This window comes from Cryobacterium sp. 10I1 (assembly GCF_035019805.1).
Taxonomy (GTDB): Bacteria; Actinomycetota; Actinomycetes; order Actinomycetales; family Microbacteriaceae; genus Cryobacterium; species Cryobacterium glucosi.
On record NZ_JASJVF010000069.1, the window covers coordinates 1 to 14,198 of the forward strand.

The following is a 14,198-nucleotide window of genomic DNA, read 5'->3' on the forward strand; positions in this document are numbered from 1 at the left end:
TTCCATATATTCGTCGCCTTCACTCGGGCCGCGTCCTGCGCGGACATTCACCTATCCTCCTAAGGAGATTAGGTGATTGTGAAGCGATTGTCTAGCTGGCGTGCCGAAGCTGGGAGTCAGCTGGAGAAGCGACCCTCGTCCATGCTGTCGACGGCACACGGGGTGTGCATGGTGGGAGTTGCCGGCGCGGGCGCGCTGCCGGATCTTGGAGAAAGGGATGCCGACAGGCTGGTTGCCGGCTCAGCGGGGCAAAACGCGTGATCTGCGCTTGTGACGGCCGGCCAGCCGAGGGCCAGTCCGGGCGCGATCAGCAGGAGCGCGATCGCTACCGACACCGCACACACAGGGAAGCGGCCCACTGACTGGCGCGGAGGAAGGAGCCGGCGAACCCGGGCCGCAGCCCCAGGTCCTGCCGCTCCGAGTGCGACGGCCGGCACCGCGTGCGGGGGCACGGCAACGACGGCCAGGAGCGCTGCCGCAACCGTGAGCCGGTGCGTTCGTTCAGCCGCGACATCATCGGCACGAAGTTCGACCAGGCGGGCCGTCTCGCGCGCGGCCAGCTGGAAAGGCGGGAGCCTCAGAAACGCTTGGGACAGTGCCACGGAGAAGGCCAGGGCGAGGTCATGCCGCTCAGCGAGGTGTGCGCGCTCGTGCGCCAAAACCGCGACGAGTTCTTCGTCCGTCAAGGCATGCAGTGCGGCCGTGGTGACGACGGTGCGCCGGTGGATTCCCGGCATGCAGTAGACGGCCGCTTCCGCCGATTCGAGGATGACGATGTCGCGATCGGCATCCGGGCGCCCGACCATGTCGAGAACGCGACGATGTGCATTGCGCTCTCGGGACATCCGGGCGCCCGTAGAGGCCAGGCCCCAGAAACTGCGGGTGACAACAGTGCCAGCCAGCAGCGCCCCGCCGATACCGACGGCGGCTCCGGTCGGTGTCGAATACTGCTGCTGCAGCGCCATTGCGCAGGATTGCAGGACCTCGATTGGGCCCTTCCCGCCGAGGCCGGCGATCGGAATCGCAAAGGACAGGCCGGCGAGGGCGAGAGAACCCACGACCGCGACCGTCAGGGCCTGCCAGGTTGCGATAGCCAGCCGGGGGGCGCGATCAACCCAGTTCGCTCGCAGCAGGAGTGGGGGTGCGGCGACGGAGAGCGTGATCGCGTAGAGGGTCAGGGTGATCGCGACAATCACGGCTGCGGCTCATTCTCATGCGCAGCGGCCAGCAGCCGGCGGAGTTCTGCTGCTTCGTCGTTGGGCATTTCGTCGACGAAGCCTACGAGTGCTGCCGCCCGGTCGTCGGCGAAGGACAGCGCCTCGCGGATGAGTCCTGACACGTAGTCGTCCCGGGTGGCGGCGGGACCATAGCGGAATGCGCGGCCGTCCCGTTCCTTGCTGAGCCAGCCCTTGCGGTTAAGGATCTCGGTGACCGTTTGCACGGTGTTGTAGGCGAGCCCGCGATTGAGTCGGTCGAGGATTTCCCGTACCAGGAGCGGGTTCTCGGCCTGCCAGACCTCGTTCATGATCGCGTTTTCCAGATCACCGAACTTCGCCATGGTCGAGCCCCTTCAAAGTGTTGGTGTAACTCGCGAACGGACCAGAAAATGAAGGTCAATCTAATCCTAGTCACCTAAGGGAATTAGGCGCCCGGGGCCGCGGAGCGCCGATGACGCTCCGCGGCCTGTTGGCGGGGCGGTTACAGGGTGGCGAGGATGTCCTGCATCTGCTTGATCTGCGCCGTCTGGTCGGCAATGATCTTCGTGGCCAGCGCCTGTGCTTCCGGGTTCTGCCCGTCCTTGAGCTCGACGTTGGCCATGTCAATCGCGCCCTGGTGGTGCTGGATCATCTGCTCAAGGAACAGCTTGTCGGCGGCCGGGCCGGTCGCGGCGTCCAGTGCGGCCATGTCGCCATCGGTCATGGAACCGGAGCTCATGTCCATTCCAGGCATGTTGGTGGCGGTCGCACCCCAGGCCGTGACCCAGGAGTTCATCATCGTGATCTCCGGCCCTTGGGCTGCCTTGATCTGCTCGGCGAGAGCGGTGACACGAGGATCGACCCCGGTCTTGTCGAGCATGGTCTGGGCCATGGTGATCGCCTGCTGGTGGTGGTCGACCATCGGCATGGCGAACGAGACGTCGGCATCGTTGAACACCGCCGTCGATGCGGCGGGGGCGGAGGATGCGGATGTACTGGCGCCGCCGGCCGTGGTGGCGCCAGCCGAGCACGCGGACAGGGCGATTGCCGCGGCTAGCGCGGTGGCGGCCAGGAGGGGAAGGCGAAGGGAAATCATGGGAGTCCAATCTGTCAGACAGGGGGGGAATCTGGTCCACGAGGGGAGATCCGGAGGTTAGGAAGGTGCTCGCGGGCAGAGCGAGTCACGGAAAAGTCGGGAACGGAGAGTGTGCGCCCGTGCCGGGTGCAAACGCGCTGCTGGCCGTTGATCAGACGCGACTGATCGACAGGACTGTCAGCGAGGGTGGTCGCTGTAGAGGCAGGCGCCGCGCCAGAGCGGGAACTGCGCGCTCAGCAGGGCGGTCAACAACGATGGGAATTGCGTGTTGGGCTGCAGAATTGGGGGAGTGCGCGATAGGGCCGGCAGTACAGGCGGACCCTGTCATGAGGCAATCGGCGGTGCACATGCCGAGACACGTCGACGGCAGGTTCGACGTCCCGTGGAAAGAGGCCAATTCCGAATCGAGTTTTGAGTCCTCGGTGCTTGCGGCTGAAGGGTCTGAATGCGCAGCAAGCATGGCGTGGGCATTTGGTGAGGCTTCGGATTCGACCGCCATTTCCGCATGCATCGCCACCAAGCCGAAGACAACGGCTGCAAGGGAGAGGATTCCGAGGAGCGCACGGCGCAGCCGCGCGGCCGATAATGCGCGCACACGTGCCTGGGCGTCCACCACGCTGTCCCCTTTCTTCCCGTCGCTTTCTTCCCGTCGCGGTTCGGACGTGGCAATCCTCACACTGTAGCCAACGGATGCTCCCCGTGGCCTGAGAGAGCCGACCAAATTCCCCGAAGAAACGCCCAGCTTCGCAACGCGGAGAAAAGCGCCCCGTTGCTTCATCGAGGTGGTCGCATGAACGCGGATACCCTTAGGGGGTATAAGATGGTGGGTATCGGCAATCGGGGACACAGCGAACCGGCGCCGGGCACTATCTATGTTTCAGAGAGGATCGTTCGAATGAGCCAGTCGACCGAAACCACGATCATGCAAGTACGGGGCGTGGGGTGGGCGTCATCCAAAGCCGTCGCGGATACGGTCCTGTCGCGACGCCCCGGCGTGCTGGGCGTTGACACGAACGTCGTCGCGCAGACGGCGACAATCACTTTCGACCCGAGGCAGACATCGGTCGATGACCTCGCCCAATGGGTGCGCGAGTGCGGGTACCACTGCGATGGGAAGTCCGTACCGGATCACATTTGCGACCCGCTTGCCGCCAACAGTGCCACCCCAGACCCTGCCGCGGCCCATGCAGTTCCCGAGGTCACGGCGCCTGCACATTCCAGCGCGACATCGGAGAGCACTGAGCAACCCTCGGTTGCCCACACCGCGCATGCGGCGCCTCCGACGAGGACGATGCAGGACGCCATGGGGCACGGCGGCGGCCATGGCTCTATGACGATGGCTAGCATGATCAGGGATATGCGCAACCGGTTCCTGGTGGCCGCAGTCCTGTCCGTTCCGATCACGCTTTTATCGCCGATCGGTCGCGAGGTCATTGGGTTCACTTTTCCGGCACCCTTCGGGCTCCGTGACGACGTTGCGGCCCTGATCCTTTCACTGCCGGTGATCTTCTACTCCGCATGGATCTTCTTCGACGGCGCCTACCGGGCATTGCGGGCGAGAACGCTCGACATGATGGTGCTTGTGGCCGTCGGCGTCGGATCGGGCTGGCTCTACAGCGTCGTGGTCACCCTGACCGGCGGCGGCGACGTCTTCTACGAGGCCGCCACTGTCCTGGCCAGTTTTGTGCTGCTGGGGCACTGGGTCGAAATGCGGGCACGGGGCGGCGCCAATGACGCCGTCCGCACCCTGCTCGAGCTGGCCCCCGCGCAGGCCTTCGTGATCCGCGAGGGCGAACCCGTTGAAATTCCCACCGCGGACATTGTTCCGGGCGACCTGATGCTCGTGCGCCCGGGATCCAAGGTCCCCACCGACGGCGTTGTCGAGTCCGGTGATTCCGATATCGATGAATCCATGGTCACCGGTGAGAGTCTTCCCGTGGCCAAGACGGCCGGCTCCGCGGTGATCGGCGCGACCGTGAACACCACGGGCACCCTCCGGGTCCGGGCGACGAAGGTGGGCGCGGACACCGCACTGGCCCAGATCGTCGCGCTCGTGCAGGAGGCGCAGAATTCCAAGGCTCCCGGCCAGCGCCTGGCCGACCGGGCGGCGTTCTGGCTCGTACTGGTGGCCTTGATCGGCGGAATCGTGACCCTGGCAGTGTGGCTGCTGGCAGGCGCAACCGTGCCGGCGGCGATGCTGTTCGCGATCACCGTAGTCGTCATCACCTGCCCGGACGCGCTCGGCCTGGCGACCCCGACGGCGATCATGGTCGGGACCGGCCTCGGCGCCAAACGCGGCGTCTTGTTCAAGACCGCGACCGCGCTGGAAACAGCCGCACGGATCGACACCGTCGTGATGGACAAAACCGGCACCCTCACCCAGGGCAAGCCGGAAGTGACCGACTTCGTCGCAATCGGCATCGACGAGGACGAGCTTTTGGCACTCGTTGCCGCCGTGGAGCGCGAGTCGGAGCATCCGCTTGCCGCTGCGGTGGCCAGCTTCGCCGCTGGTCGGGGCGTGACCGTGGGCGACGCCGTCGACTTCGAGAACGTACCCGGGCACGGGGCTGGGGCGACGGTGAGTGGGCGTCGGGTGCTGGTCGGAAACCGCAAATTGATGACCGCGCAAGGCGTCGATATCGAACCAGTCAAGGTCCAACGCGATGCGCTCGCGTCAACGGGACGCACCGCGGTCCTGCTCGCCGTGGACGGCAAGGCTGCCGGCGTCGTTGCACTGGCGGATGCCGTGCGCCCGACCGCTGCTGCCGCCGTGGCGGCCCTGCATGACGCCGGCATCCAGGTCGTCATGCTCACCGGAGACAACGAAGCCACCGCCGCACGCATCGCCTCCCAGCTCGGGATCGATACCGTGATGGCAGAGGTACTGCCCGAAGACAAGTCCGCGAAGATCACGGAACTCCAGGCCGCCGGCAAACGCGTCGCCATGGTCGGCGACGGCGTCAACGACGCCCCGGCATTGGCGCAGGCCGACCTGGGGATCGCAATCGGGGCAGGCACCGACGTCGCCATCGACACGGCGGACGTGGTCCTGATGCGCTCCGATCCGTTGGATATCCCTGTCGCGTTGCGCATCGGAAAGGGAACCGTGCGGAAGATGCGTCAGAACCTCGGCTGGGCGATCGGGTACAACGCCATCGCCCTGCCAATCGCCGCCGGTGTCTTCTTCCCCGGGTTCGGCATCCGGTTGACCCCGGAGATCGCGGCGATCTCGATGTCCGGTTCCAGCGTGATTGTCGCTGTCAACGCGCTGATGCTGAAGCGCCTTCGCCTGCCACAGCCCGCTGAAAGCGCCAAGGAGTGAGTTGTCTGTGACCCGCATCCCTACTACCCGTGACGCGGTTCGCACGATTTGGGATGCCGGAAAGCCTCAGTATGACGGCGTCACGGACGCGGTGACCGCGGGCAAGGTCCTCACCGACCTGGTCCGTGCCATCCTCGATATCCTCGCCTATCGCCAGCTGGCGTGGGCGCCCGACGCCATCCAACTCGTATCCAACGATCGGGAGAGCTACCTCCGCTACGAGGCCGGTGACGACGTCACCGCGGACCTCGCAGTGCTCCTGTCGCTGGCACTGTCGGGCCACGCGGCAGACGGCATCGCCCTCGGAGACATCATGGGCGGCATGCCCCCGTGGATCTCCGTGCGCATCCTCATCCTGGCCTCGCCCGAGGGAGCCTCGATGAACCGCCTGGACCTTGACCCGGAAGGACCGTGCACGGTGTCCTGGTACGGGCCGTTCGACGGAACCCAATTCAGCGAAATCGCAATCGGATTCGCACTGTTCCTCACCCACCTCGTCGCCAACGTGTTCGATGACGACGAGGGTCGGGAAACGTTCGAGGAATCCTTCGCATGGGTCCACTAATAAATCCGGGACTGACCTGGAACGGCCGAGCTGGGCCCGGGCCGGCATCCATTCACTTGGGTTTGTGCGATGACAGGTTGGCGCCGATGATCACAACAACGGCCGCTACCGGATAGCTGACCAGGAGCTCAATCCAGACCGGGGGATGCGTCACTGTCGCCGGGTCCAGGTGCCCGAGCCAGTGAGTCACAGCAATCAGGACCCCCGCAACCATCACCAGCTGCCCTGATCTCAGAAAGAGGCGTCGTCGACGCTTGAGGCTGTCTGACCTGTCCTGGGCGGTACTGTCGGGCGTCATGGGTTCCCCGTGCCGTCCGGTGACGCGGGGCCGGCCGGGGCGCTGGGTGCCGGGTCGCTCGTGCCGGGCGTCGGCGGCGTCCAGGCTCGCCCCGGAAGGTACGGGCTGTTCTCGGGACCTGGATGGCGTCGCGACTGCACGACGATAAGTACGATCCCGATGAGGGCGATGACCATCGCCGTGATCATGTTGATCTTCAGGCCCACGAGTTGGAACTCGGTCGGGTCGAGGCGAAGTGCCTCCAGCCAGGTGCGACCGATCCCGTACCAGAGCAGGTACAGGCCGATCGCTTTCCCCCAGCGGAGGTTGAACTGTCGTTCGACGAGCAGGAGAACGGCGACGCCGAAAAGATTCCAGAGGATCTCGTAGAGGAAAAGCGGCTGGAACAGGGTTCCGGCCGGCAGTCCGGCCGGAAACGCCGGGTTGGTCGATTCGATCTGCAATCCCCACGGAAGCGTGGTGGGAGCCCCGAAGAGTTCATGGTTGTAGTAGTTGCCCAGGCGCCCCATGGCTTGCGCCAGCAGCATCCCCGGTGCGAGCGCATCGGCGAACGAGAGGAAACGCAGCCCGGAGCGGCGACACGCAATGTACGCCCCGGCCGCCCCGAAGAGTACCGCCCCGAAGATGGCCAGGCCCCCCTCCCACACGTAGAGAGCTTTCCAGAGGTCGGCGCCGGGAAAGAAATAGTCTCCCGGATGAGTCACGACATGGTACAGACGGCCGCCCACGATGCCGAGGGGCACCGTCCACAGCGCGATATCCAGCACGAGGCCGGGCTCGCCTCCGCGTCGGGTGAGGCGCCGGGACGTCAGCCACACCGCGGCCGCGATCCCGGCGAGGATGAACAGGGCATAGAAGTGGATCCGGAGCGGACCAATGCTGAAGAAACTGATGTCGGGGCTGGGGATGCTGGCGAAGAGAATCATGGACTCGTTCGGCTTTCTCGGGGTGGTGATGGTGCGCGGGGAACATTCGAAACAGATAGGTGCGGGAGGCTCGGGAAGTGTTAGCCCAGGGTCACGCCTCGCGCGCTCATGAAGGGTTGCGGATCAATGCGTGCGCCATCGACGCGAACTTCGAAATGGAGATGGCAGCCACTTGACGCGCCGGTCGTGCCCACGTCAGAGATCACTTCGCCGGCGCCGACGCTCTGGCCGACGCTGACGTGGAGAACGCTGTTGTGGGCGTAGCCGGTTTGAACGCCGTTGCCGTGATCGATCAGGATCCAATTGCCGTAGGAACCGAGGTACCCGGCGTACACGACGGTCCCGCCCGTCGCCGCACGCACAGATCGGCCACACGCTGCTGCCAGGTCGGTTCCGTAGTGAAAGGGGCCAACCCCGGCCACCGGCTTATTCGGTCGGGGTCCAAAGGGGTCGCTGATCCAACCGGAGACGGGAAGAGCCCAGCCCTGAGCGCTCAGCTGCCCCGAATCGCGCCCGCTGCCGGTCCCACTGCCATGTGCTTTCGCGTTCGCAGCGGCGCTAGCGGCTGCCGCCTCGGCTGCTGCCGCTGCCGCCGCTGCCGCAGCCGCAGCCCGGGCTTGTTCGCCCTTGGTGAAGTCCGCTTCGGTCGCCTGACGGTTTTCTTGTAAAACCACGAGTTGAGCCGCCATCGTGGTCGCATTGTCTTGCTGTTCAGCAAGTTTCGCCTGCAGTGCGGCGTCGGCCGCCGTGGCTTCTACCAGGGCCGTCTGGGCCTTTTCGGAGAGGCTAGCGAGAATGCTCTTGGCCACGGTGGCCTGGTCGGTCAAGGCTTGCGCGGAATTCCTCTCGCTGGCCGCCTTCTTGTAGATCCCGTCGGTTTGCTCGGTGAGTTTGCCCATCCGGGCCAATTCTGACAACAACTCGTCCGCTTTCCCACTATTGAGGAGGAGCGTCAGGCTCAGGTCGGCGCCACCGGAACGGGACAAGGACGATGCCAGCCGCCCCGCCTGTTTTTTGGAGGCGTCGGCGCGCTGAGTGGCGTCGTCGGCCTGTCCCTGGAGCTGGCCGGCACGGTAGTTCGCCTGGTCGAACGCTCCCTGGGCAGCCTCGAACTCGCTGCTGCGCTGGGCCTGAAGTAATTTCGCGGTCTCTACTTGCGTGTTCAACGCCGAGATAAGATCCGTGAGCTGAGTGATCTGGGCTTGCTTGGCGGTTTCACTATTTCGGGCGTTCTGGACGTCTCCCCACGATGGGTACTCGGTTGCTTGGGCTGGCGCCGGAATGCCCGTGAAGGCAATAAGGACCAGTGCCGTCAGGACCGCGACCCATGTCGGGCGGCCCGGCTTGGAAGAGCGACTCTGAGCCGCGGGTTCACGAGAAGCCAGGCGACCACCTCGACGTGCGGCCGAGTCAACCAAGAGTGACTCCTCGCGCGCTCATGAACGGCACCGGGTCGATCTGGGTGCCATCGACGTGGGTTTCGAAGTGGAGGTGGCAGCCGCTGGACGCACCGGTAGTGCCCACTAGGGAGATGGTTTCGCCCGCGGTGACGTTTTGTCCGACACTGACGAGCATTTTGCTGTTGTGGGCGTATCCGGTTTGGACGCCGTTTCCGTGGTCGATGACAATCCAATTCCCGTAGCTGCCATTCGAAGCAGCGAACACGACGGTGCCACCGGTGGCGGCGACGACCGGGGTGCCGCACGAGGCGGCCAGGTCGGTTCCCTCGTGGAAAAGCCCGACGCCTTCGACGGGTCGATCCAGTCGCGGTCCGAAAGGGTCGCTGATGAATCCGGCCACGGGGAGCGCCCACGCCTGACCGAGGAGCTGGCCGGTATCGCGGCCGCCAAGCGACCGCACCGAGAGCCCGGCGCTCGACGATTTCTTAGGGACGACTTTGGGTATGACTTGAACCGAGTAACCGTCGCGCGTGATCACGCCGGCTGCGACAGTGCTGCTGACTTCCGAGTACTGAACACCCTGCCGTGCAGCACTGGGAACAAAGGGCACCGTGGTCGACGCCTCCGTTGAGACCGCCACCGCCGGCAGAGACGTCGTGACCGCAAGAAGGGTAACAGCGAGGAGCGCTGACCAGGCTACGACTCGGTGTCGAAGGGACGGGTGCGGGCGCCTGGGAGCCGTGGATTGTCTCGGCGGTGCAGCCCGGCGCGGACGCTCCGACTCGCGACGAGCGCGGCGGGTACCCGGCTCAGCCGGCGCACCGAAGGCGGTTGGACGGCCCGAGTCGTGAACTCGAGCACGATGGGTGTGGGAGCGCGGGGACGCTGAGGAATGCATAAGACGTGTCCGAAATCTCGCCGAAGGCGGGGAGCATGTGAAGACCAACGATGTGGGGTCCGCTCAGGGTTCGAGGGACCGGACCCGTGACAGTGACGGGTCAATCGGGACGTGATCCGGGTGTACGCACACAGCAGTGCGGATCGTCGCCGAAGGCGAACGGAGACCAATATCCCCGCCAATGACCGTGATCAGATACGGCTAATCGACAAAAGTGTCAGTGAGGGAAAGTACACATGATTGCGGATCTCGGCGACGACGCGGACAAGGCCACCGCCACCGTCCTTGAGCGTCTGAAAGAGAGCAGGGCGCCGAAGAAGGAGGACGATGGCGACCACCGTGATCAGCACGATGCACCCTGCCGCCATCAGAGCGCACCCCACTGCGCAGTCCGTGCCGCAGGTATTGAGCGCCGACAGCGGGCCGACCCGATCCTCCGACGTCGCTAAGACGTTGTCCGCAACGGCCGGGGTCTCGCCATTCTGCGCCGAGAATTGAGTGACTCCGGCGACCGCTCCCTGAACACCGTCATGGGCGTCGAGCATCGAATGCAAGGCGAGCAGGCTAACCAGCACGCCAACGAGGGCCAGCGAAACGGCGAGGGCACGACTCAGAGCGCGTGGTCGGGAACCGGAAGTACCGGAGCGTCGAGACATGCGCGACTCTCCTCTCCCGTGTCCGCGTCGCCGGCGAAAAGCCAGCACATACCCCCCTAGCGTACGCGGAGAACTCGCAGCCAGCTGGCAACTTCCTGAGCCGGGCGGCAGCCGCAGGAGAATTCAGGCTGATAGGTGTTGGTGGTGGTGGCTGTCCGGGGAGTGTTCAAGCTGTGGATAATGGCCTTGTGAACGCGTTCCCGCCGGTTACCTTGTCGCTGCGTGGGGGAAAAGAAGTCTGTAGAACCACGATCCGAGGCACCAATGAGTGGTGGTGAGTATCGTGCCTCCCAGAGCGACCGCTCCTCCCAGGACGAATCCCAACGCTGACACTCCGTAGTAGAAGGACAAGGCTGAACCGGCAATGAGCACGGTGGACAGGAGGTAGGAAAACTGCCGGGGACGCGGCGTGGGGGGAAGCGGGGGCGCGCGAAACATGTGGCGTACGCCCAAGTTGTAAACCAAATCGAGAATCATGCCACGAGGGAATAACGCCCCGGTGAGGGGAACGATTGCCCCCACTCCAAGAAAGATAGGCGACTGTAGAGCCAATCCGACAAGGATTAGGACGGTGCCTACTGCCGGAGTGAATCGTAGGGGCCCTGCGTAACAGGACTTGGCGTCATCATCGAGACCTCCAAATCCCTGTTTATTCAGGTTGGTCTTCGTGAATTCTCTCAAGGCCGCCATTTCAATTCCTTAGTGTTGGACATAGACAGTCCCATGCGGTTATGGACAGTGAACACTTGCGCCGCTTTGAAGGTCTGCCGTGTCGCTAGGCTAGTGCCGCTCGGTCACAGGATCATGCAAAGGGTTCGGGCCCAGACTGGAAAGCCCCCGGTCATCGGATCTCCTGCGGCAGGCCGACAAGCCGCATCCTGAGCCTGAGATCGAAAATCAGCGATGCGTCGTATGGTGTGGCGCGCAGGCAGGTGCGCGGGTTTGTCTCCAAAGTCGCATGCTCACGGCCCGTGCGCGCAGTGCACTCGCAAGCCATCCCTGACCGCGGCGATCGCCAGGTGTGAGGCGGCATCAGCGATCTTCTGGGCTGTGTCCACGGTCGTCATGCCCGACGCTCTGAGACCCGTATTGGGGATCCAACGTCCTGTACCATAGGGGGGTATGAACGATCGTGCGAAGGAAGGGTAAACCAGCCATGACAAACGTGAGCGCAACACCTGCGGGTGCGGAGCTCCATAGCGGACCGCACGGCTACATCTCCAACAAGGACGACTATCTGAAGCGGCTGCGTCGAATCGAGGGCCAAGCCCGCGGGCTCCAAGGCATGGTCACTGACGAGAAATACTGCATCGACATCCTCACCCAAGTGTCTGCGATGACCAGCGCGCTGCAGTCAGTGGCTCTCGGACTCCTCAACGACCACCTCAACCATTGTGTGCTCGACGCCGCGGTGCGCGGTGGAGACGAGGCAGAGGCCAAAATCAAGGAAGCCTACGACGCCATCGCCCGCCTAGTGCGTTCGTAATCGTCGCGCGTACCGGACCCGGTGGCATTTTGGTACCCCCAAGGGGTATAGTGGGAATATACCCCGTTGGGGTAACCGAAAGGACGTATCACTCATGAGCGAAACCACAGTAAACGACCTGGGCCTGACCGACGCCTCCTGCGCCTGCGGGACACACACTCAGTCCAGGGCCAATCAGGCCGCCGCTCCGGCCGACGGGGCGACGAACACCTTTCGGGTGCTGGGAATGACGTGCTCACACTGTGTGGCCAGCGTGACGAAGGAAATCGGCAAGTTGGCTCGCCCTGAGGATGTGAACGTTGACCTCGTCCCCGGCGGAGTCTCCCTCGTCACTGTTACCGGCGCCCCGCTCGATCGCACGGCTGTCGCCGCGGCCATCGACGAGGCCGGCTACGAGTTGGTCGCTGAGTCCTGATGAGCGGCGTCCGGATGGGCGGCGAACACGTCGACCTTCTTGTTGGCGGGATGACGTGCACCTCGTGTGCTGCGCGCATTGAGAAGAAGCTCAACCGCATGCCCGGGGTCGAGGCCACGGTGAACTATGCGACCGAGAAGGCCAGCGTCTTTGTGCCGGAGGGCACGACTGTCGCTCAGGCGATCGCCGTGATCGAAGAAACCGGATACACGGCCGAGCGTCCGAAACCGCCGGAGGCAGTTGCCGACGAGGCCCCGAGCCAGCAAGACCGAGACGTCGCCAGTCTCCGCCAACGACTGATCGTTTCCGCGATTCTGGCAGCGCCGGTCGTCGCGATGTCGGCAATTCCGCCGCTGCAGTTCATCAACTGGCAATGGCTCGCCCTGACTCTGGCTGCACCCGTCGCCGTCTGGGGTGCCTGGCCGTTCCACCGGGCCGCCTGGACGAACTTTCGGCACGGTGCGGCCACTATGGACACGCTCATCAGCATCGGTGTGTTGGCCGCCCTAGGCTGGTCGCTCTTCGCGCTTTTCTTCGGTACGGCGGGCATGCCCGGTATGACCATGGCATTCAGCTTCACGGCCAGAGCTGATGGTGGCGCGAGCGAGATCTACCTCGAGGTCGCATCCGCGGTCACCGTCTTCATCCTTGCTGGACGCTACTTCGAAGCACGCGCCAAAAAACGATCCGGCGCGGCACTACGTGCGCTGCTCGAGCTGGGAAGCAAGGAAACCGCACTCCTCCGCGACGGCGTCGAAACCATCGTGCCGACCTCCTCGCTCGTCGTCGGTGACCTGTTCGTGGTGCGCCCGGGCGAGAAGATTTCAACGGATGGTGTCGTGGTCGAGGGCGTGTCGGCGATCGACGCGAGCATGCTCACCGGCGAAGCGGTTCCGGTCGAAGTCGGTCCGGGCGCCGTCGTTGTCGGGGCGACTCTCAACTCGGGCGGCAGGCTCGTCGTCCGGGCTACCCGGATCGGCGCCGACACCGAGCTCGCCCAACTCGGGCGCCTCGTCGAGCAGGCCCAGACCGGCAAAGCGGATGTCCAACGTCTGGCGGATCGGGTATCCGCAGTGTTTGTGCCCATCGTGATCGCCCTCGCCCTGGGCACCCTCGTGGTCTGGCTGAGCCTGGGCGCCGGACCGGTCGTCGCCTTCACCGCCGCCGTCGCGACCCTGATCATCGCCTGCCCGTGCGCGCTCGGGCTGGCCACCCCGACGGCCCTGCTCGTCGGCACCGGCCGTGGCGCGCAGCTCGGCATCCTGATCAAAGGCCCGCAGGTCCTGGAGTCCACCCGGCGCGTCGACACGATCGTGCTCGACAAGACGGGCACCGTGACCACCGGGCAAATGACCCTCGTCGCGGTCGTACCCATCGGCGCCCTCAGTGAAGTTGAGCTTCTCGGCTTCGCGGCCGCCGCAGAAGCGGGCTCCGAACACCCGGTCGCCCGCGCCATCGTTTCCGGCGCGCGTGACCGGATCGCCGTACTTCCCACGGCGGAATCGTTCCAATCCGCAGACGGCCTCGGTGTGCAAGCTGTCGTCGACGGCCGGATTGTCTTGGTCGGCCGCCCGCAGTGGCTGACCGACCACGCCGCCATCGCTTTCCCGCCCGAACTGGCTAACGCTCTGGCCGCCTGTGAGAATCAAGGTCAGACGAGTGTCGCCGTGGCCTGGGACGGGGTGGCCCGCGGCATCCTCGCCGTTGCAGACACCGTCAAGGACACGAGCGCCGCCGCGATCACCGAGTTCCGCCGCCTGGGCCTGACCCCGGTGCTCCTGACCGGGGACAACGCGACCGTCGCCCGCAGCGTCGGCACCCTGGTTGGCATCGACGACGTGCGCGCCGGGGTTCTCCCCGCTGAGAAGGCCGAGGTCATCCGTGCGCTCCAGGCGCAGGGCCGGGTCGTTGCCATGGTCGGCGACGGCGGGAACGCCGCC

General features: G+C 65.0%; 14 protein-coding genes. 5 read left to right on the plus strand and 9 right to left on the minus strand.

The features are described 5' to 3' along the window. Nucleotides 1-116: 116 nt before the first annotated feature. The 3 genes from QN345_RS08395 to QN345_RS08405 all read right to left on the minus strand — a co-directional run bounded on the left by QN345_RS08395 (nucleotide 117) and on the right by QN345_RS08405 (nucleotide 2,292). The gene (locus tag QN345_RS08395) at nucleotides 117-1,196 is read right to left on the minus strand and encodes a M56 family metallopeptidase (RefSeq protein WP_134558759.1); all 1,080 of its coding nucleotides are present in this window, start codon (nucleotides 1,194-1,196) and stop codon (nucleotides 117-119) included. Beyond that, complete coding sequence (locus QN345_RS08400; RefSeq protein ID WP_243013566.1) at nucleotides 1,193-1,558, minus strand: BlaI/MecI/CopY family transcriptional regulator; 366 nt, start codon at nucleotides 1,556-1,558, stop codon at nucleotides 1,193-1,195. The genes QN345_RS08395 and QN345_RS08400 overlap by 4 nt, the downstream gene beginning before the upstream one ends. Nucleotides 1,559-1,698: 140 nt before the next feature. After that, nucleotides 1,699-2,292, minus strand: a complete 594-nt coding sequence (locus QN345_RS08405) for a DUF305 domain-containing protein (RefSeq protein ID WP_322136281.1) — start codon at nucleotides 2,290-2,292, stop codon at nucleotides 1,699-1,701. Nucleotides 2,293-3,214: 922 nt separating this feature from the next. Here QN345_RS08405 and QN345_RS08410 point away from each other — a divergent pair. Both QN345_RS08410 and QN345_RS08415 read left to right on the plus strand, forming a co-directional pair. Continuing rightward, a complete protein-coding gene (locus QN345_RS08410; protein ID WP_322189827.1) occupies nucleotides 3,215-5,614 on the plus strand; it encodes a heavy metal translocating P-type ATPase in 2,400 nt (799 codons plus the stop codon). 7 nt (nucleotides 5,615-5,621) lie between these two features. Continuing rightward, nucleotides 5,622-6,179, plus strand: coding sequence for a hypothetical protein (locus tag QN345_RS08415; RefSeq protein ID WP_134558764.1), 558 nt, complete (start codon nucleotides 5,622-5,624; stop codon nucleotides 6,177-6,179). A 52-nt stretch (nucleotides 6,180-6,231) separates the two neighbouring features. Here QN345_RS08415 and QN345_RS08420 read toward each other — a convergent pair whose 3' ends face one another. From QN345_RS08420 to QN345_RS20570, 6 genes are all read right to left on the minus strand, one after another. After that, nucleotides 6,232-6,477 (minus strand): hypothetical protein, encoded by a 246-nt coding sequence (locus QN345_RS08420; RefSeq protein ID WP_322136279.1) that lies wholly within the window; start codon nucleotides 6,475-6,477, stop codon nucleotides 6,232-6,234. Continuing rightward, on the minus strand, nucleotides 6,474-7,403 hold the full coding sequence (gene lgt / locus QN345_RS08425; RefSeq protein WP_134564069.1) for a prolipoprotein diacylglyceryl transferase: 930 nt from the start codon (nucleotides 7,401-7,403) through the stop codon (nucleotides 6,474-6,476). Before lgt ends, QN345_RS08420 begins: the two co-directional genes overlap by 4 nt. An 80-nt stretch (nucleotides 7,404-7,483) precedes the next feature. Then, complete coding sequence (locus tag QN345_RS08430) at nucleotides 7,484-8,821, minus strand: peptidoglycan DD-metalloendopeptidase family protein (RefSeq protein ID WP_322140687.1); 1,338 nt, start codon at nucleotides 8,819-8,821, stop codon at nucleotides 7,484-7,486. Beyond that, on the minus strand, nucleotides 8,814-9,341 hold the full coding sequence (locus QN345_RS08435; protein ID WP_166788284.1) for a M23 family metallopeptidase: 528 nt from the start codon (nucleotides 9,339-9,341) through the stop codon (nucleotides 8,814-8,816). The genes QN345_RS08430 and QN345_RS08435 overlap by 8 nt, the downstream gene beginning before the upstream one ends. A 551-nt stretch (nucleotides 9,342-9,892) precedes the next feature. Next, nucleotides 9,893-10,255 (minus strand): hypothetical protein, encoded by a 363-nt coding sequence (locus QN345_RS08440; protein WP_323508567.1) that lies wholly within the window; start codon nucleotides 10,253-10,255, stop codon nucleotides 9,893-9,895. 309 nt (nucleotides 10,256-10,564) lie between these two features. Further along, nucleotides 10,565-11,047, minus strand: coding sequence for a DUF4395 family protein (locus tag QN345_RS20570; protein WP_369125151.1), 483 nt, complete (start codon nucleotides 11,045-11,047; stop codon nucleotides 10,565-10,567). A 466-nt stretch (nucleotides 11,048-11,513) separates the two neighbouring features. On the opposite strand from QN345_RS20570, the gene QN345_RS08445 reads away from it, so the two are divergent. The 3 genes from QN345_RS08445 to QN345_RS08455 form a co-directional block, all read left to right on the plus strand. Continuing rightward, nucleotides 11,514-11,843, plus strand: coding sequence for a metal-sensitive transcriptional regulator (locus QN345_RS08445; protein ID WP_134558771.1), 330 nt, complete (start codon nucleotides 11,514-11,516; stop codon nucleotides 11,841-11,843). Between the two features lie 94 nt (nucleotides 11,844-11,937). Then, nucleotides 11,938-12,258, plus strand: a complete 321-nt coding sequence (locus tag QN345_RS08450; protein ID WP_134558772.1) for a heavy-metal-associated domain-containing protein — start codon at nucleotides 11,938-11,940, stop codon at nucleotides 12,256-12,258. Beyond that, a partial coding sequence (locus QN345_RS08455) for a heavy metal translocating P-type ATPase (RefSeq protein WP_323508568.1) occupies nucleotides 12,258-14,198 on the plus strand: 1,941 nt, incomplete at its 3' end. The genes QN345_RS08450 and QN345_RS08455, both read left to right, overlap by 1 nt.

What these genes read in the sequence shown, in the direction of transcription:
- QN345_RS08400 (WP_243013566.1), bottom strand. Translation starts at nt 1,558, where the DNA reads ATGGCGAAGTTCGGTGATCTGGAAAACGCGATCATGAACGAGGTCTGG.
- QN345_RS08420 (WP_322136279.1), bottom strand. Translation starts at nt 6,477, where the DNA reads ATGACGCCCGACAGTACCGCCCAGGACAGGTCAGACAGCCTCAAGCGT.
- QN345_RS08445 (WP_134558771.1), top strand. Translation starts at nt 11,514, where the DNA reads ATGACAAACGTGAGCGCAACACCTGCGGGTGCGGAGCTCCATAGCGGA.
- QN345_RS08410 (WP_322189827.1), top strand. Translation starts at nt 3,215, where the DNA reads ATGCAAGTACGGGGCGTGGGGTGGGCGTCATCCAAAGCCGTCGCGGAT.
- QN345_RS08405 (WP_322136281.1), bottom strand. Translation starts at nt 2,292, where the DNA reads ATGATTTCCCTTCGCCTTCCCCTCCTGGCCGCCACCGCGCTAGCCGCG.
- lgt (WP_134564069.1), bottom strand. Translation starts at nt 7,403, where the DNA reads ATGATTCTCTTCGCCAGCATCCCCAGCCCCGACATCAGTTTCTTCAGC.
- QN345_RS20570 (WP_369125151.1), bottom strand. Translation starts at nt 11,047, where the DNA reads ATGGCGGCCTTGAGAGAATTCACGAAGACCAACCTGAATAAACAGGGA.
- QN345_RS08450 (WP_134558772.1), top strand. Translation starts at nt 11,938, where the DNA reads ATGAGCGAAACCACAGTAAACGACCTGGGCCTGACCGACGCCTCCTGC.